This window comes from Microbacterium sp. KR10-403, assembly GCF_040196215.1.
Classification (GTDB): domain Bacteria; phylum Actinomycetota; class Actinomycetes; order Actinomycetales; family Microbacteriaceae; genus Microbacterium.
In genome coordinates this window covers 631,841-651,513 of sequence record NZ_JBEGDC010000002.1, presented here as the reverse complement: position 1 = coordinate 651,513, position 19,673 = coordinate 631,841, and the positions used below count along the sequence as shown (strand labels likewise).

Here is a 19,673-nt window from a genome sequence, read left to right as displayed (position 1 = left end):
CATGGCGAACATCAAGAAGGACGACCTGGTTCAGGTCCTGTCGGGCGCTGACCGCGGCAAGCAGGGGAAGGTCCTCGAGGTCATCCCCGAGACCGAGCGCGTCATCGTCGAGGGCGTGAACTACGTCACGAAGCACACCCGTGTGGGCCAGACCCAGCGCGGGACCAAGACGGGCGGCATCGAGACGATGGAAGCCCCGATCCACATCTCCAACGTCGCCGTCGTCGACCCCTCGAGCAAGAAGCCGACCCGTGTCGGCCACCGCATCGAGGAGAAGATCAAGGACGGCGAGAAGCGCACCGTCCGCGTGCGCTACGCCAAGAAGTCAGGTAAGGACCTCTGATGAGCACCACCGCTGCTGCGGAGGCTGGCAAGATCCAGCCGCGCCTCAAGCAGAAGTACAAGAGCGAGATCCAGCAGAAGCTGCAGGACGAGTTCGGGTACGAGAACGTCATGCAGATCCCCGGCCTGGTCAAGGTCGTGGTCAACACCGGTGTCGGCGAGGCAGCTCGCGACAGCAAGGTGATCGAGGGCGCGGTCGCCGACCTCACCAAGATCACCGGCCAGAAGCCGGTCGTGACCAAGGCCCGCAAGTCCATCGCGCAGTTCAAGCTGCGTGAGGGCCAGGCCATCGGCGCGCACGTCACCCTCCGCGGTGACCGTGCGTGGGAGTTCCTGGACCGCCTCGTGAACCTCGCGCTGCCCCGCATCCGCGACTTCCGCGGTCTCTCGGACCAGCAGTTCGACGGCCACGGCAACTACACCTTCGGCCTCCAGGAGCAGTCGGTCTTCCACGAGATCGACCAGGACCGCATCGACCGGGTGCGCGGTTTCGACATCACCGTCGTGACCACCGCCGCCACGGACGACGAGGGTCGTGCTCTGCTGCGTCATCTCGGCTTCCCGTTCCGGGCGAAGGATGCCGCGGCCTGAGTTAGGCTGGATGCTTTGCGTCGTTCCGGCCCTGGCCGCGCGGTCGGGGCCGGAACGACATCCCACAACTGAACAGCAGTCATAGAAGGTCGACCGTCGTGTAACGGCGTGCCGAAACCTTATGAACAAAGGAAACACGAAATGACAATGACAGACCCGGTCGCAGATATGCTGACCCGTCTGCGCAACGCGAACTCGGCGCACCACGACTCCGTGTCGCTGCCGAGCTCGAAGCTCAAGAAGAACATCGCCGAGATCCTCAAGCAGGAGGGCTACATCGCCGACTGGGTCGTCGAAGGCGCCCGTGTCGGCGAGACGCTGACCCTCACGCTGAAGTACGGAGTGAACCGCGAGCGGTCCATCGCCGGCATCAAGCGGGTCTCGAAGCCCGGTCTGCGCGTCTACGCACGTTCGACCGAGCTCCCCAAGGTCCTCGGCGGCCTGGGCGTTGCCATCCTGTCCACCTCCTCTGGCCTCCTCACGGACCGCCAGGCCGAGCAGAAGGGCGTGGGCGGGGAAGTTCTCGCCTACGTGTGGTGACCCGCCATGTCGCGAATCGGACGTCTTCCCATTGACATCCCTGCCGGTGTGACCGTCGAGGTCTCCGGGCAGGAGGTGCAGGTCAAGGGCCCCAAGGGCGAGCTGGCGCTCACCGTGGCACGCCCCATCGAGGTCAAGGTCGAGGAGGGCCAGGTTCTGGTCTCCCGTCCCGACGACGAGCGCGAGTCGCGCTCGCTGCACGGCTTGACCCGCACGCTCATCAACAACAACATCATCGGTGTCACCCAGGGCTACACCAAGGGCCTCGAGGTCGTCGGCACCGGCTACCGCGTGCAGCAGAAGGGCGGCTCGGTCGAGTTCGCCCTCGGGTTCTCGCACCCGGTGCTGGTCGACCCGCCGACCGGGATCACCTTCACGGTCGAGGGCAACAACAAGCTCACCGTGAGCGGCATCGACAAGCAGGCCGTCGGCGAGGCGGCTGCGAACATCCGCAAGATCCGCAAGCCCGAGCCGTACAAGGGCAAGGGCGTGCGCTACGCCGGCGAGGTCGTTCGGCGCAAGGCCGGAAAGGCTGGTAAGTAAGCATGGCTGTGAAGTCGAAGTCCGACGCCCGCGCGCGTCGCCACGCCCGTCTTCGCAAGAAGGTCGTCGGCACCGCCGAGCGCCCGCGCCTGGTCGTGACCCGCTCGTCGCGTCACGTCTTCGTTCAGGTCGTGGACGACAGCAAGGGCCACACCGTGGCCAGTGCCTCCACCCTCGAGTCCGACCTCCGTGCGTTCGACGGTGACAAGACCGCCAAGGCCCGCAAGGTCGGCGAGCTCGTCGCCGAGCGCGCGAAGAGCGCCGGTGTCGCCGAGGTCGTGTTCGACCGTGGCGGCAACCGCTACGCCGGTCGTGTCGCGGCCATCGCCGAGGGCGCCCGCGAAGGAGGGCTGAACCTGTGAGTGACAACAAGGAGACCGAAGTGACCGCCGACCAGGCAGCGCCCGAGCAGGCGGCCGAGGCCACCACGGCCGAGGCGCCCACCAACGAGCGCGAGCAGCGCCGTGGCGGTCGTGGTGACCGCAACTCGCGCGGTCGCGACCGTGACCGCAACTCGCGTGACCGCGGCGACAACCAGTTCCTGGAGCGCGTCGTCACCATCAACCGCGTGTCGAAGGTCGTCAAGGGCGGCCGCCGCTTCAGCTTCACGGCCCTCGTGGTCGTGGGCGACGGCAACGGCGTGGTCGGTGTCGGCTACGGCAAGGCCCGTGAGGTGCCGCTGGCGATCTCGAAGGGTGTCGAAGAGGCCAAGCGCAACTTCTTCCGCGTTCCGCGCGTCGGCAAGACGATCCCGCACCCGGTGACCGGTGAGGCCGCCGCGGGTGTCGTGCTGCTGCGTCCGGCCGCCGCCGGTACCGGTGTCATCGCCGGTGGTCCGGTCCGTGCGGTCCTGGAGTGCGCGGGCATCCACGATGTCCTGTCGAAGTCGCTCGGCTCGTCGAACACGATCAACATCGTGCACGCGACCGTCGAGGCGCTCAAGAGCCTCGAGGAGCCGCGCTCCGTCGCAGCCCGTCGTGGCCTGGACTTCGACCAGGTCGCGCCGGCCCGTCTCGTCCGTGCCGAGGCCGCTGAGGCGGCCGCCGCACGTGAGCAGAAGGTAGGTGCCTGATGGCGTCCCGTCTGAAGGTCACGCAGATCAAGTCCAAGGTGAGCGAGAAGCAGAACCAGCGCGACACGCTGCGCAGCCTCGGCCTGAAGCGGATCGGCGACTCGGTCGTCCGTCCGGACGACGCGCAGACGCGCGGTTACGTGAAGGCCGTCGCCCACCTCGTCCAGGTTGAGGAGATCGACTGATGGCTGAGAAGGCCGAGAACACAGAGGCCGTCGCGGCGGAGCAGGTCGAGAAGAAGACCCCCGCCAAGAAGGCCCCCGCGAAGAAGGCCGCTGCCGCCAAGGCGCCGGCGAAGAAGGATGCCGCTCCCGTGGTGCGTCCCGACGTCGTCAAGGTCCACCACCTGCGTCCGGTCCCGGGTGCCAACACCGCCAAGACCCGCGTGGGTCGCGGTGAGGGCTCCAAGGGCAAGACCGCCGGTCGCGGCACCAAGGGCACCAAGGCGCGCTACCAGGTGCGCCCCGGCTTCCAGGGCGGTCAGCTTCCGCTGCACATGCGTGCGCCGAAGCTGCGCGGCTTCAAGAACCCGTTCCGCGTCGAGTACCAGGTCGTGAACCTGGGCAAGCTCGCCGAGCTGTACCCGAACGGCGGAGAGGTCACGGTCAGTGACCTCGTCGCCAAGGGCGCGGTCCGCAAGAACGAGCGTGTCAAGGTGCTGGGCACCGGAGACATCGCCGTCAAGCTGAACGTCACCGTCGACAAGATCTCGAGCTCGGCTGAGCAGAAGATCGTCGCGGCGGGCGGCAGCGTCGCGGTCGCCACCGCGGAGTAGTCAGCCAGACGGGGCCGGAGGGTTCATCCTCCGGCCCCGTCTTGCATCCCGGCGTCCCGCAGGGCGGGAACGCTGAGATACGCTGGTTGCCTGTGCGCACCGTGTCGTGCGCCGGAAACCCTTCTGGAGGAATCCACTTGTTCAGCGCCATCGTGCGGGTCTTCCGCACCCCCGACCTGCGTCGGAAGATCGGCTTCACCCTGGCGATCATCGTTCTGTATCGCCTGGGTGCACACATCCCGACGCCGTTCGTCGACTTCATCAACGTGCAGCAGTGTCTGAAGGACTCGGGCGGCACGCAGGGCCTGCTGTCGATGGTCAACCTGTTCTCGGGCGGCGCTCTGCTGCAGTTGTCGATCTTCGCGCTGGGCGTCATGCCCTACATCACCGCGACGATCATCGTGCAGCTGCTGCGCGTGGTCATCCCGCACTTCGAGACCCTCTATCAGGAGGGCCAGGCGGGCCAGGCGAAGCTCACGCAGTACACGCGCTACCTGACGATCGCGCTGGCGCTGCTGCAGTCCACGACGCTGGTCACGGTCGCCCGCAGCGGTCAGCTGTTCGGCTCGTCGGCCGCCACCAGCTGCCAGCAGCTGCTCACCAACGACGTGTGGTGGGCGCAGCTGCTCATGATCCTCACCATGACGGCCGGCACGGGCCTGATCATGTGGTTCGCCGAGCTGATGACCGAGAAGGGCATCGGCAACGGCATGTCGATCCTGATCTTCACCTCGATCGCCGCGACGTTCCCGTCGGCCATGTGGGCCATCAAGCAGGCGAAGGGCTTCGAGGTCTTCCTCATGGTGCTGCTGGTCGGCATCGTGATCATGGTGCTCATCGTGTTCGTCGAGCAGTCGCAGCGGCGCATCCCGGTCCAGTACGCGAAGCGCATGGTGGGCCGGCGCACCTACGGCGGCACGAACACGTACATACCGATCAAGGTGAACATGGCCGGTGTGATCCCGGTGATCTTCGCCTCATCGCTGCTGTACATCCCGGCGCTCATCGCCCAGTTCAACCAGCCCGCCGCCGGTGAGTCCCCGGCCGGCTGGGTCACCTGGATCAACAACTACCTCGTCAAGGGCGACCACCCGCTGTACTGGCTGTTCTACTTCCTGCTGACGATCGGGTTCACCTACTTCTACGTCGCGATCACGTTCAACCCGACCGAGGTCGCCGACAACATGAAGAAGTACGGCGGGTTCATCCCCGGCATCCGTGCCGGGCGACCGACCGCCGAGTACCTCGACTACGTGCTCACCCGCATCACGCTGCCGGGCTCACTGTACCTGGGTCTCGTGGCGCTGATACCGCTGATCGCCCTGGCGACGGTGAGTGCGAACCAGAACTTCCCGTTCGGCGGCACCTCGATCCTCATCATGGTCGGTGTCGGTCTTGAGACGGTGAAGCAGATCGACGCCCAGCTGCAGCAACGACACTACGAAGGACTCTTGCGATGACCTCATCCGCCCGCTTGTTGATCGTCGGCCCGCAGGGATCGGGGAAGGGGACGCAGGCCGCGCGCATCGCGCAGGCCCTCGGCATCCCCACCGTCTCCACCGGCGATGTGTTCCGTGCGAACATCCAGGCGGGCACGCCCCTCGGCGAGCAGGTCAAGGCGATCACCGCGGCGGGCAACCTCGTCTCCGACGAGCTGACCGGGCAGATCGTGCGCGATCGGCTGAGCGAGGCGGACGCCGCCGGCGGGTTCCTCCTGGACGGCTACCCGCGCAACATCCGGCAGGTCGGCGACCTCGACGCGTTCCTCTCCGAGCGCGGCGAGAGCCTCGACGCGGTCATCGAGCTGAACGTGCCGCGCGATGAGAGCATCGCCCGTCTCTCGCTGCGCGCGAAGGAGCAGGGCCGGGCCGACGACACCGAAGAGGCCATCGCGAAGCGCCTGTCGATCTACGAGAGCGAGACGGCGCCGATCCTCGAGGTGTACCGCGAGCGCGGCATCGTCGACACGATCGACGGGGTGGGCTCGCTCGACGAGATCACCGCGCGGATCACCGATGCGCTGTCCGCGCGCGGCATCTCCCGCGCCGCGACGGTCTGACATCGTGCTGCGACGCGGCATCTACAAGTCGCCCGCCCAGCTGCGGGGGATGATCGAACCCGGCCTGATCACGGCGGGCATGCTCGACGCCGTGCGGGCGCTCATCGTGCCCGGGACGACGACGCTGCAGCTGGATGCCGCGGCCGCCGCGGTCGTGAAGGCGCGCGGTGCGCTCTCCAACTTCCAGATGGTGCGCGGCTACCGCCACACGATCTGCGTATCGGTGAACGACGAGGTCGTGCACGGGATCCCCGGCGAGCGGGTGCTCGAGCCCGGTGACATCGTGTCGGTGGATGCCGGAGCCGAATACCGCGGCTGGAACGGCGACTCGGCGATCACGGTCGTCGTGCCCGACCCCGCACGCCCCGAACTCGTGGCCGCACGCGAAGAGCTCTCGCGCGTCACCGAGGGCTCACTGTGGGCGGGGATCGCGGCGCTGGCGTCGGCGAAGCACCTCGGCGAGGTGGGCGGCGCCGTGCAGGACTACATCGAGGCCTCCGGGCACGACTACGGCATCCTCCGTGACTACGTCGGTCACGGCATCGGCCGTCGCATGCACGAGAACCCCTCGGTCTTCAACTACCGCGTGCCGGCACCGGGTCCCGAGGTCAGGCCCGGGCTCGCCGTGGCGATCGAGCCGATGGTCGTCGGCGGCAGCGATGAGACGTTCGTCGGCGACGACGACTGGACGGTATCGACCGTCGACGGCACCGACGGCTCGCACTGGGAGCACAGCGTCGCCGTCCACGACGGCGGCATCTGGGTGCTGACGGCGCCCGACGGGGGAGCGGCGGGGCTCGCCGCCTTCGGCGTCACCCCTGTTCCGATCGACTAGAGCGAGGACCCATGGCCACCGCTGCACGCAAGACGAACTGGTTCGCGATCTGGCTGAGTATCGCCGCCGTGGTGGTGATCGTCGTCGTCACCGGCATCGTCATCGCCGTGAATAACAAGCCGACCGAGCCGGGCGCGACCCCGCAGAGCAGCGTGGTCGATCAGACGACCGGGGCGATCTCGTTCGGCGACGGCGACGACACGATGGACACGTACATCGACTTCCTCTGCCCGATCTGCAATCAGTTCGAGCAGGTCTACGGCTCGGCGATCACCGCGCTCGTGGACGACGGCAGCATCACGCTCAACGTGCACCCGATCGCGATCCTGGATCGCTACTCGCAGGGCACGGAGTACTCGTCGCGTGCAGCGAGCGCGATGTATGCGGTGGCGGTGGCGGACCCCTCCCACGCGTACGACTTCATGAGCGCGCTGTTCGCGAACCAGCCCGAGGAGAACTCGACGGGGCTGACCGATGCGCAGATCGTCGAGGTCGCGAAGAAGGCGGGCGTGAACGTGACGGCGAGCCTCGAGAAGGCGATCACCGGGCATGCCTATGTGTCGTTCGTGCAGAGCCTGACGCCGAAGACGCCGCTCGCACCCGGCGCGCAGGGGATCGGCACGCCGACGATCGCGATCAACGGCGAGACGATCGCGCTGAGCACCCTGCCGAGTGACCCGAGCGACATCCGCTCGCTCTTCTCGTGAGCGCAGGTGCTTCACACGAGGCGCATAGGCTGAGCATGCAGGATGACGGTAGCCGGTGCCGCGTGCGCCGGATCCACGAGCTGCGGGGCCGGCGCTGAGGGGCGCACGGACCGTTTCGAGCAACGAGAGCGAGTAATGCATGGCCAGCACTGTGCGCAAGACCAACTGGTTCGCCATCTGGGTGAGCGTGATCGCTGTCGTGGTGCTGGTCGGTGTGACCGGCGTCGTGATCGCGATCAACAACCAGGCGACCGCGCCGGGTGCGTCGCCGTCGGGCGGGATCGTCGACACGGATGCCGGAGCCGTCGTCTTCGGCGACGCCGACGCGCCGAACACCATCGAGACCTACGTCGACTTCCTCTGCCCGTACTGCAACCAGTTCGAGCAGGCCGAGGGTGAATCCATCAAGAAGCTCGTCGACGACGGGACCGCGGTGCTCAAGGTGCACCCGGTGACCATCCTCGATGACGGCACGTCGCCGTCCGGCTTCTCGAGCCGCGCCGCGAGTGCGTTCTATGCGATCGCGGTCGCCGACCCCGACAACGCGTACGCCTTCATGCAGGCGATGTACCAGAACCAGCCGGCCGAGAACTCGGCGGGCCTGACCGACGAGCAGATCATCCAGATCGCCAAGGACGCGGGGGTGAACGTCACGAGCGACCTCGAGAAGGCCATCACGAAGAACACGTACCAGTCGTTCGCCCAGTCCAAGGGCCTGCCCTCGGACGCGACCGGCACCCCGCACGTCGTCGTCAACGGCACCGCGGTCTCCGTGACCTACTCGTTCGACTCGGACATCACGGCGCACCTCAAGTAATCGCCGGCCCGGAGAGGGCCGCCGCGCACGGGGCCGGACACAGCACATCGGAGCTGTGTCCGGCCCTTCGCCGTACCCCGTGCTCTCAGCTAATGTGCACACCGCTGTGCAGATTGTGTGTATGATCGATCGGGTGCGAATGAGTTGGCGGGTCTTCCGGCGTGACGTGGGGCGACTGCTCCGCCAGCGCAAGGCGTGGATCATCGTCCTCGGCGTGCTCATCACCCCCGCCCTCTACGCGTGGTTCAACATCAACGCGTTCTGGGATCCGTACGGCAACACCGGCAACATCCGTGTCGCGGTGGTCAACCTCGACGAAGGCGCGACCTCCGAGCTCACCGGGCAGCTCGACGTCGGCGCTCAGGTCGTCGACCAGCTGAAGAGCGACGATCAGCTCGGGTGGACGTTCATGGGCGAGGACGACGCCCAACGCGCGGTGCGCAGCGGCGACGCGTACGCCGCCATCGTGATCCCGGCCGACTTCAGCCGCGATCTCGTCAGCATCACGACGGGGGAGTTCACCCAGCCCCAGCTGCGGTACTTCGTCAACGAGAAGGCCAGCGCGGTCGCGCCGAAGGTCACCGACGTCGGCGCGTCGGAGATCGACAAGCAGATCACGAGCGCGTTCTCCGAACAGGTCGCGCAGGCGGCGACCGAGGCGCTGAAGAACGCCGGCGGCGAGGTGCAGGACCAGCTGCTGTCCGCGAAGGGCAAGACGCTCAACGCCGTCGACGAAGCGACGGACAGCGTCGCGGCGGCGCGTGAGAAGCTCACCGGGCTCTCATCGGACCTCACCGCGTCGCGCGACGACGTCTCGTCGGTGCGATCGACGCTCGGCGGCGTCGACGCGACGCTCGGCGATGTGCAGACCGCGATCGGTCAGGCGCAGTCCATCATCTCCGACGCGCAGACGCAGGTGGTCGCGTTCACCGACGCGGCGACGTCGGCGTATGTGGAGGGGGCGAGCCGGCTGGCGGATGCCGCGGGTGGCGCCCACGTCGTCGTCACCGAGCTCACCCAGGCGTTCTCCACGGTCGGCGTGCGGGTGGACGGAGCGATCGACGACGTGTCGAGCGTCGTCGAGGCGAACGGGGCGGCCATCGATCGGCTGCAGCAGCTCGTGGACGGCGGCGGGCTGGACTCCGACGTGGAGCAGCGGCTGAACGAGGTGATCGACGCGCTGCAGGCGCGCAATGCGAACGACCAGCAGCTGTTGAGCGACCTGAAGGCACTGAACGCACAGGCGGGGTCTGCGACGTCGGCGATCGAGTCAGCCGCGAAGGACCTCGACACCGCCACCGGGAATGCGCAGGACGCCGCCGGCGACCTGCGCACGACCCTGACCGACTCCGTGCCGGCGCTGAACCGCGCGATGTCGGCGCTGTCTACGAGCGCGGGCGCGTTCTCCGCGGCACTGGACGCCCAGCGGGGGCAGCTCGCCCAGGCGCAGAAGCTGCTGGCGGGGCTCGACACGCAGCTGGCGTCGACGGCGGACGCGGTCGACGCTCTCGCAGGGAATCTCGCCGGCATCGAAGACGGTCTGACGACGGCGCGCACCGACGTCATCGCGCTGGGCGCGGCCGCGCAGGCCGGGGTGCTGAAGACCATCTCCGGGCTCGACCCCGCACAGATCGCACGGTTCGTCGCGTCGCCGGTGGAGGTCACCGAGCACGTGCTGTTCCCGATCGACACCTACGGCTCGGCGATGGCGGCGCTGTTCACGAACCTCTCGCTGTGGATCGGCGCGTTCGTGCTCATGGTCATCTTCAAGACCGAGGTGGACACCGAGGGCGTGGAGGGCGTCACGGTGCGGCAGGCGTACGTCGGCCGGTTCCTGCTGTTCGCGGTGCTGGTGGTCGCGCAGGCGCTGGTCGTGTGCATCGGCAACCTCGTGATCGGGGTGCAGACGGTCAGCGCCACCGCCTTCGTCGGCACGGGCGTGCTCATCGCGCTCGCCTACATCAGCATCATCTACGCCCTCTGCGTCGCGTTCGGCCATATCGGGCGCGGGCTGTGCGTGCTGCTCGTGATCATGCAGATCCCGGGGGCGTCGGGCCTGTACCCGATCGAGATGATGCCGGGGTTCTTCCGGGCCCTCTACCCGTTCCTGCCGTTCACCTACGGCATCGACGCGATGCGCGAGACCATCGCAGGCTTCTACGACGGCCACTACTGGCGGTTCCTCGGCGCGCTGGCCGTGTTCGTCGTGCTCGCCTGGGTGCTCGGACTCGTGCTGCGACGCTGGCTGGCCAACCTCAACCTCATGTTCGGCCGCCAGGTGGCCGCGACCGATCTGCTCGTCGCCGACGACGTGCAGGTGGTGGGCAGCCGGTACCGGTTGACCGACGTCATCCACGCGATGAACGATCGCGATGACTTCCGCGATGACCTCGCACGCCGCTCCCGCCCCTTCGTGCGGCACTACCCGACCCTGCTGAAGGTGACGGCGCTGACCGCCGTGGCAGGGCTCGCCGTGCTGGCCCTCGTCGCGTGGCTGGTCCCCGGCGGTCATGCGACCGTTCTGGGCATCTGGGTCGCGTGGTGCCTGCTGGCCATCGGCTTCCTCATCGCGCTCGAGTACATCAGGCAGAGTTTCCAGGTGGCGGCTGAACTGGGTGGGATGGACGACGCCGGACTGCGTGAGGCCGTGCTGCAGCGCACACCGCACGCGCACGTGCTCGCCGCAGCGGGGGAGGAGACGGGCCCCGCGTCGGCCGCCGCGCAGACGATGGCGACGGATGCCGCACCGGAGACGATGGCGGGGGATGCCGGCCCAGAGACGATGACCATGGATGCCGCGCCGGAGAGGATGGCGGCGGACAACCCGCCGGAGCAGGCTGAAGGCGATGCCGCACCGGAGGACGCGGGGGAGGATGCCGCCCTCGACGACCTCGATGAGGTGATGGGACTGTTCGGTCCGGAGGGCGACCCCGAACAGACGCAGCCGGTGGACGCCGATGCCGGGAGCGCGGCCGGACAGCCGGCAGCTCTCGAAGGCATCGCGGTGCCGGAGTCACCCGACGAGCCCGAACCCGACGACTCCGGACGGTCCGCGGACGGGGGTGAGCGCGCATGAGGAACATCCTGGCGCTCATCAGCCGCGACCTGCGGCGCGCATCGTCGAACGTCATGGCCGTGATCGTGCTGTTCGGTCTGGTCGTGATCCCCGCGCTGTTCACGTGGTTCAACGTCATCGCGAGCTGGGATCCGTTCAGCAACACGAAGAACCTGAAGGTCGCCGTCGCCAGCGCCGACGAAGGATACGAGAGCGACCTCGTGCCCATCCGCATCAACATCGGAGACCAGGTGCTGTCGGCGCTGCGCGCCAACGATGACCTCGACTGGGTCGTCACCACGAAGGACGACGCCATCGACGGCACGAAGTCGGGCGCCTACTACGCCGCCATCGTGCTGCCGCCGGAGTTCTCCACCGACATGATGACGTTCTTCGCCGACGGCGGAGAGCGCACGCACCTCGCGTACTACACGAACGAGAAGAAGAACGCGCTCGCCCCGAAGATCACCGGGCAGGGGGCCGAAGCGGTCTCGGCGCAGATCAACGAGGTCTTCACCGAGACGCTCGGCGAGATCTCGCTCGGGCTGGTCTCCTCGCTGTCCGACTACCTCACCGACGCCGACACCCAAGCGGCGCTCACGAGACTCGAGGCACGCATCGGCGGGGTCGCGACCCAGCTGCGGTCGGGGGCCCAGACGGCTGACATGTTCACGTCGCTGATCCAGTCGAGCATCCCGCTGGTCGACAGCGCCTCGTCACTCGTCACCGACGCGGGATCCGCGTTCTCCAGTGCGTCGGATGCCGCGGGCACCGGTGCCGGTGCGGTCGGCGAGCTGAAGTCGGTCCTGAAAACGGCGACAGGGTCGCTCTCGGACGCGATCTCCCGCACCTCGGCCGGTTATGACGCGGTCGCCGATCGCATCGACGATCTGTTCACCCAGGCCGACGGCCTCAGCGGCGACCAGGGCGACGTCCTCACGACCCTCGCCGCGGGGGTGCGGCAGCAGATCGACGCCTACACCACGGTGCGCGATCGGCTCGTCGACGAGATCCGTCCGCTCCTTCCCGACGCGGCGCAGCCGGCGCTCGACACGGTGGTCGCGTCGATCGACGAGGCGATCGACCGCCAGCAGGCCGCGCACGATCGGCTCACGACCTCGGCGAGCGACCTCGCCGACAGCAACGCCTCCGCGCAGGCCGAGCACAAGAAGCTGACCGACGCGATCGCCGCCGCGAAGGCTGCGCTGCACAAGGCGGAGGCGTCGTTCGACGACACCCTGAAGCCCCAGCTCGACCGGCTCTCGGGCACACTCGCCTCGATCGACGATGACATCGCCGCCGTCAAGGGCGACCTGTCCGCGGCATCCACGCGTCTGTCCGGCGCATCGGGGGACGTGACATCGGCGCTGACCGACGCCCAGGCGACCACGAAGCGCATCTCCGCGTCCTTGGAGAAGGCCGCCGACACCTTCGAGCGCCTGTCGTCGGCACTGGCGACGGCCGCCGACACCGGCGACCTGAGCGAGGTCAGCAGGGTGATCGGGGCCGATCCGAGTGCCCTCGCGGCATCGCTGGCCGAGCCGGTGGGAGTGGACCGCATCGCGGTGTTCCCCGTGGTCAGCTTCGGGGCGGCCATGGCGCCGTTCTACGCGGTCCTCGCGCTCTGGGTCGGCGCGCTGCTGATGACGGTCGCGATCCGCGTCGACGTCCCGGCGGGCACCCTCCCCGACCGGCGCGAGCTCAGCCTCAACCAGACGTATCTGGGCCGATACGGGATCTTCGCGCTGCTCGGCCTGGCGCAGAGCTCCCTCGTGATGCTCGGGCTGATCCTGTTCGTGCAGATCGAGCCGGCGCATCCGTTCCTGCTCATTCTGGCCGGGTGGGTGGTCTCGCTCGTGTTCACCCTGCTCATCTACACGGCCGTGGTCGCATTCGGCAACGCGGGAAAGGCGTTGGCGGTGCTGGTGCTGGTCATCCAGATCTCCGGGTCGGGCGGGGCGTATCCGCTGCAGCTGCTGCCGACGTGGTTCCAGAACGTGTCGCCGTTCCTTCCCGCGACCCACGCGGTCGCCGCCCTGCGCGCGGCGCTCGCGGGGGTCTACGCGGGCGACTACTGGGCGTCGCTCGGCTGGCTCGCGGTGTTCGCCGTGCCGGCGCTCCTTGTCGGCCTGCTGCTGCGCCGCCCGCTCATCTCTGTCGTGCACGGCATCATCGAGGCCACCGAGTCGACGAAGCTGATGTGACCGTGTCTGCGACGAAGAGGGAGACGCCGTGACGGCCCGGGGAGGTCGCGCGCGCCGAGCGGACGCGACGGCGAACCGGGAGGCGCTGCTGAACGCGGCCCAGACGCTGCTCGCGGCGGATCCGCATGCATCGCTCGACGCGATCGCGCATGCGGCGGGGCTGTCGCGTCGGGCTCTGTACGGGCACTTCGCCGATCGCGAGAGCCTGCTGCGCGAGGTGATCTCGGTCGGTGCCGAACGGTTCAATCGCATCGCCGAGCTCACCGACGACCCCGATCCGCGTGTCGCGCTGGCGCGGATGGCCGCCCGGCTGTGGCGCGAGGCGTCGGCCGTGCGCGCGTCGGCCAACATCGCCCTCGACGATGCGCATGTCGCGCAGACGGTGCAGGCGCTGGCGCCGCTGCGGCGCCGCGTGCGCGAGCTCGTGGCCGACGGCGTCGCGTCAGGGGCGTTCCGACGCGACATGCCGGAGGGGCTGCTCACCTTCCTCGTCGAGCGCACCGGCCGGGCCACCCTGCGTGAGCTGCGGCCGAGCAGCGACGGGGCCGGAACCGTGGTCCGGGTCGTGCTGAGCATCGTCGGCGTACCCTGGTCGGAGCAGGCTGCGCTCCTGGACGCGCACCCGGAGGTCCTCGCCGCCGAATGACACGGCGCCGGCGCCGGTCGTCGAGTTGCCGGGTGGACCTCGGGCGCATATACTAATTCTTTGGTGCCTTGCGCCTGTTTCGGCGTGTCTCTTTCCGAGGCCGGCACCACCACCCCATCCACGCAGACCGGCCGGTCTGCATGAACGATAGCGAGGCTATGGCGAAGAAAGACGGTGTCATCGAGATCGAAGGCACGGTGTCCGAGGCGCTGCCCAACGCGATGTTCCGCGTTGAGCTGACGAACGGTCACAAGGTGCTCGCCACCATCTCCGGCAAGATGCGGCAGAACTACATCCGCATCATCCCCGAAGACCGCGTGGTCGTCGAGCTCAGCCCGTACGACCTGACCCGTGGCCGTATCGTCTACCGCTACCGCTAGACCGGTCGAGAAGTAACGCCCCGGGCACCGTCGTGCCCGCCCGGCGAAGACAGCGAACAGGAACATCATGAAGGTTCAGCCGAGCGTCAAGCCCATCTGCGATCACTGCAAGGTGATCCGCCGTCACGGGCGCGTCATGGTCATCTGCAAGTCCAACCCGCGCCACAAGCAGCGCCAGGGCTGAGATGACGGATGCCGCGGGTCGCGGCATCCACTCTCCACAACTCAATATCACTACAGGCAGCATCAGAACCTCTCACGAGGGGACACCCCGGGGCGGAGGCCCGGGCACCGATTCTGCTCCACACCTCCACCAACTCCTAGGAGAAGCGCATGGCACGTCTTGCCGGCGTCGACATCCCGCGCGACAAGCGCGTGGTGATCGCACTCACGTACATCTACGGCATCGGCCGCACCCGTTCGAACGAGATCCTCGCAGCGACGGGCATCGACGAGAACATCCGCGTCAAGGACCTCACCGACGACCAGCTCGTCCAGCTCCGCGACCACATCGAGGGCACCTACAAGGTGGAGGGTGACCTGCGCCGCGAGGTCGCCGCAGACATCCGCCGCAAGGTCGAGATCGGCTCGTACCAGGGCATCCGCCACCGTCGTGGTCTCCCGGTCCGCGGTCAGCGCACCAAGACCAACGCGCGCACCCGCAAGGGCCCGAAGCGCACGGTCGCCGGCAAGAAGAAGGCGCGCTGATCTAGCGCCCGCGTCACGGATTCAGGAGAACAGACACAATGGCACAGGCCAAGTCCGCTGCGCGCAAGCCGCGCCGCAAGGAGAAGAAGAACATCGCGCTGGGCCAGGCCCACATCAAGTCGACGTTCAACAACACCATCGTTTCGATCACCGACCCCTCGGGCGCCGTCATCAGCTGGGCGTCGTCGGGTGGCGTGGGCTTCAAGGGCTCGCGCAAGTCGACCCCGTACGCGGCCGGGATGGCCGCCGAGTCGGCCGCCCGCCAGGCCGCCGACCACGGTGTCAAGAAGGTCGACGTCTTCGTGAAGGGTCCGGGTTCGGGCCGCGAGACCGCGATCCGCTCGCTGCAGGCCGCCGGCCTCGAGGTGGGTTCGATCCAGGACGTCACGCCGCAGGCGCACAACGGGTGCCGCCCGCCGAAGCGTCGCCGGGTCTGAGATTTCGTCGCCGGATGCCTCGCTGAGAGGCATCCGGCACGATCGTGCTTCCGGATGCCGCGGGTCGCGGCATCCCTCGAGAAAACTCAACACCTCACCAACTGCACGTGTCATATAGCGGGCACGTCGCACGAAAGGAACACATAGTGCTCATTGCACAGCGTCCCACCCTGACCGAGGAGAAGATCGGCGAGTTCCGCAGCCGATTCGTGATCGAGCCTCTGGAGCCCGGTTTCGGCTACACGATCGGCAACGCGCTGCGTCGCAGCCTGCTGTCGTCGATCCCCGGCGCGGCCGTCACCAGCATCCGCATCGACGGTGTCCTCCACGAGTTCAGCACCATCCCCGGTGTCAAGGAAGACGTCACCGAGATCATCCTCAACATCAAGCAGCTCGTGGTCTCGAGCGAGCGCGATGAGCCCATCACCGCCTACCTGCGCAAGACGGGCGCCGGCGAGGTCACCGCGGCCGACATCTCGGCTCCGGCCGGTGTCGAGGTGCACAACCCCGACCTGGTCATCGCGACCCTCAACGACACCGCGCGCTTCGAGCTCGAACTCACGATCGAGCGCGGCCGCGGCTACGTCTCGGCCACGCAGAACCGCAACGAGTACGCCGAGGCCGGGCAGGTCCCGGTCGACTCGATCTACTCGCCGGTCCTCAAGGTCAGCTACCGCGTCGACGCCACCCGTGCCGGTGAGCGTACCGACTTCGACAAGCTGGTCCTGGACGTCGAGACCAAGCCGGCGATCTCGCCGCGCGACGCCGTGGCTTCGGCCGGTCGTACGCTGACCGAGCTGTTCGGCCTCGCCCGCGAGCTGAACGTCGACGCCGAGGGCATCGAGATCGGCGCTGCGCCGGTCGAGACCGTCGCGTCGACCGAGCTGTCGATGCCCATCGAGGACCTCGACCTCTCGGTGCGTTCGTACAACTGCCTCAAGCGCGAGGGCATCAACACCGTGTCGGAGCTGGTCGCTCTCTCCGAGACGCAGCTGATGAACATCCGCAACTTCGGACAGAAGTCGGTCGACGAGGTGCGCGACAAGCTCGTCTCGCTCGGCCTGTCGCTGAAGGATTCCGTGCCCGGCTTCGACGGCGCGCACTTCTACGGCGGCTACGACGACGAGCCCGAGAACGACTGATCTTCGATCGACTTTTCACCCTGGAGTAACTGAGAATGCCTAAGCCCACCAAGGGTCCCCGCCTCGGAGGCGGCCCTGCCCACGAGCGCCTGCTGCTTGCCAACCTCGCCGCCGCGCTGTTCACCCACAAGTCGATCAAGACGACCGAGACCAAGGCCAAGCGTATGCGTCCGCTCGCCGAGCGTCTCATCACGTTCGCGAAGCGCGGCGACCTGCACGCGCGTCGTCGCGTGCTGTCGGTCATCGGTGACAAGGAAGTCGTGCACATCCTGTTCACCGAGATCGCGCCGCTGGTCGCCGACCGTGAGGGCGGCTACACCCGCATCACCAAGGTCGGCAACCGCAAGGGCGACAACGCGCCGATGGCCGTGATCGAGCTCGTCCTCGAGCCCGTCACCAAGAAGGCGACGCCGGCGAAGAAGAGCACCAAGAAGGCCGAGCCCGAGGTCGAGGAGGCTCCTGCTGAGGAGGCTCCCGCCGCCGAGGAGGCCCCGACCGAAGAGGCAGCTGCCGAGACTGCTGAGGCTCCGGCCGAGGAGGCCGCCGCTGACGAGGCTCCCGCCGAGGAGAAGGCCGAGTAGTCTTCCGCTCGTACTCGCACGAGACCCGCGCACCGCACGGTGTGCGGGTCTCGTCGTTTGACGGGGCGTGGATGCCGCGGCCCGCGGCCCCGCGGCGTTCAGAACTCCGTCCATCCGCGCGCGTGGGGCGGCGATCGCCCGGTGTGACCGGTCACACGGCACGGATCTGATGAGTTCTGAACCGAGCGGCGTCTGAACGCCGCGGCAGCGCGCCCGGCTCAGGCCGCCGAGAACTCGTCGACGCGCAGGATCATCCGGTCACGGGCCCGCGCGCGGTCCCGCTGGTCGGTCGTGATCGCATCGGCGACGGCGTCGGCGTAGTAGTGGCCACCGGCGGAGCCCGGATGGATGTGGTCTTCGGCGAGCAGATCCTCATGCGGGGCGATGGCGCTCGCCCAGTCGGCGATGAGCACGTCGGGGTGGTCGCCGGCATATGCGCGCAGGTCCTTGTTCACGCCCGGGATCCATGGGCGCGGCGCGGAGGCCGTCACCAGCACGAGCCGGCGATCGGGGCCGAGCTGGTCGCGCACGCGGTCGAGCACGGAGTCGTCGACGGCGCCGTTCGTGCCGAGGCCGACGACGACGTAGTCGCGCAGGCCGCTGCCCAAGCCCGCGATGATGCCGGGTGCCGCCCACAGCGAGCGCGACACCTCGGCGTCGATGCGGATGCCCGGGTAGCGGTCGAGCAGGGCGGGGGCGGAGGCCAGCATGACCGAGTCGCCGATCGCGTCGATCTGCGTGCCCTCGACCGGGGCGGGCGAGGTCGACCGCGTGTGCCGCTGTACATCGGCGGGCACGAGTGGCGGGCGCGGCGGGGGAGTGCGTTGGGTGAGCGCGCGCTGACCGGCCTCCACGGCGGCGCGACCCGAGGTCTCGTCGGGTGCGGTGGCGATCGCGGCGGTCGTGCCGCCCACGACCACGACGGTGAGCGCGAGGGCGGTGAGGGCGCGGAAGCGGGGCGCGGGCGCACCCGACAGGCGGGCTCGCAGCATCCGGAGCGCGGTGCGGAAGCCCCGCCGGCGCACGGGCTCTTCCACCCAGCGGTGCGACGCGGCGGCGCAGGCGATCGTGAGCGCCAGTGCGACGCTCCCGAACCACGCCGAGGAGCCGAACATCGCCGTCAGAAGCACGAGCAGCGGCCAATGCCAGAGGTAGATGCCGTACGAGCGGTCGCCGATCCAGCGCAGCGGCGCGACGTCGAGCAGCGGACCCAGGCGTGAACCCGGGGCCGTGGCGCTGACGATGACGACGGCGGTCAGCAGCGAGGCGGCGGCGAGGGTTCCGGGGAAGGACGCCGCATCCTGCGTCTCGGGCCGTGTGGCGACCGCGACCAGCCCCACGAGGCTCAGCGCGCCGACCGTGCCGCCCACGGTGCGGGCCGTGGCTCCGGTCAGCCAGCGCGGGGGCGTCGCCAGCACCCGCTCGAGGCCGACGGCGAGGGCCACGCCGAGCAGCAGACCGAACGCGTGCGTGTCGGTGCCGAAGTAGGCGCGGGTGGCGCCGTCGTCGACGACGGCGGCCATCGAGAGGGCGGATGCCGCGGCGACGACCACCGCGATGGCCGCGCGGATCCATCGCCGCCGTACCAGCAGAAGCAACGGCAGCAGCAGCGGCCAGACCCAGTAGAACTGCTCCTCGACGGCCAGCGACCACAGGTTTCGGAACAGCTCGGGGGTGTCGGCGGAGAAGTAGTCGGCCCCGGCGGCCACCGACACCCAGTTGTAGCTGAAGGTGGCGGCGCCCAACACCTGCGGACCGAGTCGGACGAGCACGTCGCCGCCGACGGCCCACGCCCAGGTGGCGGCGACCGTGACGAGCAGCGCCAGAGCCGGCAGCAGGCGTCGGGCGCGTCGGCGCCAGAAGTCGACGAGGTCGATACGGCCGTGCGCGGCCCGTTCGCGCAGCAGCAGCGACGTGATGAGGAAGCCGCTGATCACGAAGAACATGTCGACGCCGATGAAGCCGCTGTGCAGCATCCATCCCGGGAACAGATGGTAGATCACGACCAGAGCGACGGCGATGGCGCGCAGTCCATCCAGGCCCGCGAAACGGCGGGCGGAAGAGGGCTGTGTCATCGGTGTCCGAAAGGCGGGGAAGGGCTGCTCCCAGTCTATGCCGCCGCCACCGTCGAGCGGCCGCTCAACGGTCTCCGCGACGTCGCACGCCGGCTCTCGCGCGACGAACACCGGAGGTCTAGCATCGGGGCGTAGGGGACTCGCGGCCCCGGCCGCATGGGACG

At 68.5% G+C, this 19,673-nt stretch carries 23 protein-coding genes; 22 read left to right on the top strand and 1 reads right to left on the bottom strand.

Annotated features, from left to right (window positions below; genetic code table 11):
* Position 1: 1 nt before the first annotated feature.
* From rplX to rplQ, 22 genes are all read left to right on the top strand, one after another.
* Positions 2 to 343, top strand: coding sequence for a 50S ribosomal protein L24 (gene rplX / locus ABMQ42_RS06635; protein WP_349722062.1), 342 nt, complete (start codon positions 2 to 4; stop codon positions 341 to 343).
* On the top strand, positions 343 to 933 hold the full coding sequence (gene rplE / locus ABMQ42_RS06630; protein WP_349722061.1) for a 50S ribosomal protein L5: 591 nt from the start codon (positions 343 to 345) through the stop codon (positions 931 to 933). Before rplX ends, rplE begins: the two co-directional genes overlap by 1 nt.
* Before the next feature lie 141 nt (positions 934 to 1,074).
* Complete coding sequence (gene rpsH / locus ABMQ42_RS06625) at positions 1,075 to 1,473, top strand: 30S ribosomal protein S8 (protein WP_349722060.1); 399 nt, start codon at positions 1,075 to 1,077, stop codon at positions 1,471 to 1,473.
* Positions 1,474 to 1,479: 6 nt separating this feature from the next.
* Positions 1,480 to 2,016 carry a 50S ribosomal protein L6 gene (gene rplF, locus ABMQ42_RS06620; RefSeq protein WP_349722059.1) on the top strand — a complete coding sequence of 179 codons (537 nt, stop codon included), beginning with the start codon at positions 1,480 to 1,482 and terminating at the stop codon, positions 2,014 to 2,016.
* Between the two features lie 2 nt (positions 2,017 to 2,018).
* Entirely contained in the window at positions 2,019 to 2,378 is a 360-nt protein-coding gene (gene rplR / locus ABMQ42_RS06615) for a 50S ribosomal protein L18 (RefSeq protein ID WP_349722058.1), read from the top strand.
* The gene (gene rpsE / locus ABMQ42_RS06610; protein WP_349722057.1) at positions 2,375 to 3,088 is read left to right on the top strand and encodes a 30S ribosomal protein S5; all 714 of its coding nucleotides are present in this window, start codon (positions 2,375 to 2,377) and stop codon (positions 3,086 to 3,088) included. The genes rplR and rpsE overlap by 4 nt, the downstream gene beginning before the upstream one ends.
* Positions 3,088 to 3,273: a 50S ribosomal protein L30 gene (gene rpmD, locus ABMQ42_RS06605; RefSeq protein ID WP_129385822.1), complete on the top strand. Its 186-nt coding sequence runs from the start codon at positions 3,088 to 3,090 to the stop codon at positions 3,271 to 3,273. Before rpsE ends, rpmD begins: the two co-directional genes overlap by 1 nt.
* The gene (gene rplO, locus ABMQ42_RS06600; RefSeq protein WP_349722056.1) at positions 3,273 to 3,863 is read left to right on the top strand and encodes a 50S ribosomal protein L15; all 591 of its coding nucleotides are present in this window, start codon (positions 3,273 to 3,275) and stop codon (positions 3,861 to 3,863) included. The genes rpmD and rplO overlap by 1 nt, the downstream gene beginning before the upstream one ends.
* A gap of 137 nt (positions 3,864 to 4,000) precedes the next feature.
* Positions 4,001 to 5,323 (top strand): preprotein translocase subunit SecY, encoded by a 1,323-nt coding sequence (secY, locus tag ABMQ42_RS06595; RefSeq protein WP_349722055.1) that lies wholly within the window; start codon positions 4,001 to 4,003, stop codon positions 5,321 to 5,323.
* Entirely contained in the window at positions 5,320 to 5,922 is a 603-nt protein-coding gene (locus ABMQ42_RS06590) for an adenylate kinase (protein WP_349722054.1), read from the top strand. Before secY ends, ABMQ42_RS06590 begins: the two co-directional genes overlap by 4 nt.
* Positions 5,879 to 6,757, top strand: a complete 879-nt coding sequence (map, locus tag ABMQ42_RS06585; RefSeq protein ID WP_502884630.1) for a type I methionyl aminopeptidase — start codon at positions 5,879 to 5,881, stop codon at positions 6,755 to 6,757. The genes ABMQ42_RS06590 and map overlap by 44 nt, the downstream gene beginning before the upstream one ends.
* Before the next feature lie 11 nt (positions 6,758 to 6,768).
* The gene (locus tag ABMQ42_RS06580) at positions 6,769 to 7,464 is read left to right on the top strand and encodes a DsbA family protein (RefSeq protein WP_349722053.1); all 696 of its coding nucleotides are present in this window, start codon (positions 6,769 to 6,771) and stop codon (positions 7,462 to 7,464) included.
* Positions 7,465 to 7,603: 139 nt separating this feature from the next.
* Positions 7,604 to 8,281 carry a DsbA family protein gene (locus ABMQ42_RS06575; protein ID WP_349722052.1) on the top strand — a complete coding sequence of 226 codons (678 nt, stop codon included), beginning with the start codon at positions 7,604 to 7,606 and terminating at the stop codon, positions 8,279 to 8,281.
* A 139-nt stretch (positions 8,282 to 8,420) separates the two neighbouring features.
* Positions 8,421 to 11,357 (top strand): YhgE/Pip family protein, encoded by a 2,937-nt coding sequence (locus ABMQ42_RS06570; RefSeq protein WP_349722051.1) that lies wholly within the window; start codon positions 8,421 to 8,423, stop codon positions 11,355 to 11,357.
* A complete protein-coding gene (locus ABMQ42_RS06565) occupies positions 11,354 to 13,540 on the top strand; it encodes a YhgE/Pip domain-containing protein (RefSeq protein ID WP_349722050.1) in 2,187 nt (728 codons plus the stop codon). The genes ABMQ42_RS06570 and ABMQ42_RS06565 overlap by 4 nt, the downstream gene beginning before the upstream one ends.
* A gap of 28 nt (positions 13,541 to 13,568) precedes the next feature.
* Positions 13,569 to 14,186 carry a TetR/AcrR family transcriptional regulator gene (locus ABMQ42_RS06560; RefSeq protein ID WP_349722049.1) on the top strand — a complete coding sequence of 206 codons (618 nt, stop codon included), beginning with the start codon at positions 13,569 to 13,571 and terminating at the stop codon, positions 14,184 to 14,186.
* A 158-nt stretch (positions 14,187 to 14,344) separates the two neighbouring features.
* Entirely contained in the window at positions 14,345 to 14,566 is a 222-nt protein-coding gene (gene infA / locus ABMQ42_RS06555; protein WP_013583992.1) for a translation initiation factor IF-1, read from the top strand.
* Between the two features lie 67 nt (positions 14,567 to 14,633).
* Positions 14,634 to 14,750, top strand: a complete 117-nt coding sequence (rpmJ, locus tag ABMQ42_RS06550) for a 50S ribosomal protein L36 (protein WP_084516090.1) — start codon at positions 14,634 to 14,636, stop codon at positions 14,748 to 14,750.
* A 149-nt stretch (positions 14,751 to 14,899) separates the two neighbouring features.
* Positions 14,900 to 15,274, top strand: a complete 375-nt coding sequence (rpsM, locus tag ABMQ42_RS06545) for a 30S ribosomal protein S13 (RefSeq protein WP_349722048.1) — start codon at positions 14,900 to 14,902, stop codon at positions 15,272 to 15,274.
* A 38-nt stretch (positions 15,275 to 15,312) separates the two neighbouring features.
* Positions 15,313 to 15,711, top strand: coding sequence for a 30S ribosomal protein S11 (gene rpsK, locus ABMQ42_RS06540; protein WP_129385805.1), 399 nt, complete (start codon positions 15,313 to 15,315; stop codon positions 15,709 to 15,711).
* Positions 15,712 to 15,857: 146 nt separating this feature from the next.
* The gene (locus tag ABMQ42_RS06535) at positions 15,858 to 16,853 is read left to right on the top strand and encodes a DNA-directed RNA polymerase subunit alpha (protein WP_349722047.1); all 996 of its coding nucleotides are present in this window, start codon (positions 15,858 to 15,860) and stop codon (positions 16,851 to 16,853) included.
* A gap of 35 nt (positions 16,854 to 16,888) precedes the next feature.
* Positions 16,889 to 17,434, top strand: a complete 546-nt coding sequence (rplQ, locus tag ABMQ42_RS06530) for a 50S ribosomal protein L17 (protein WP_349722046.1) — start codon at positions 16,889 to 16,891, stop codon at positions 17,432 to 17,434.
* 218 nt (positions 17,435 to 17,652) lie between these two features.
* Here the strand turns inward: rplQ and ABMQ42_RS06525 are convergent, their stop codons facing one another.
* Positions 17,653 to 19,509 carry an acyltransferase family protein gene (locus ABMQ42_RS06525; RefSeq protein WP_349722045.1) on the bottom strand — a complete coding sequence of 619 codons (1,857 nt, stop codon included), beginning with the start codon at positions 19,507 to 19,509 and terminating at the stop codon, positions 17,653 to 17,655.
* Positions 19,510 to 19,673 lie beyond the last annotated feature (164 nt).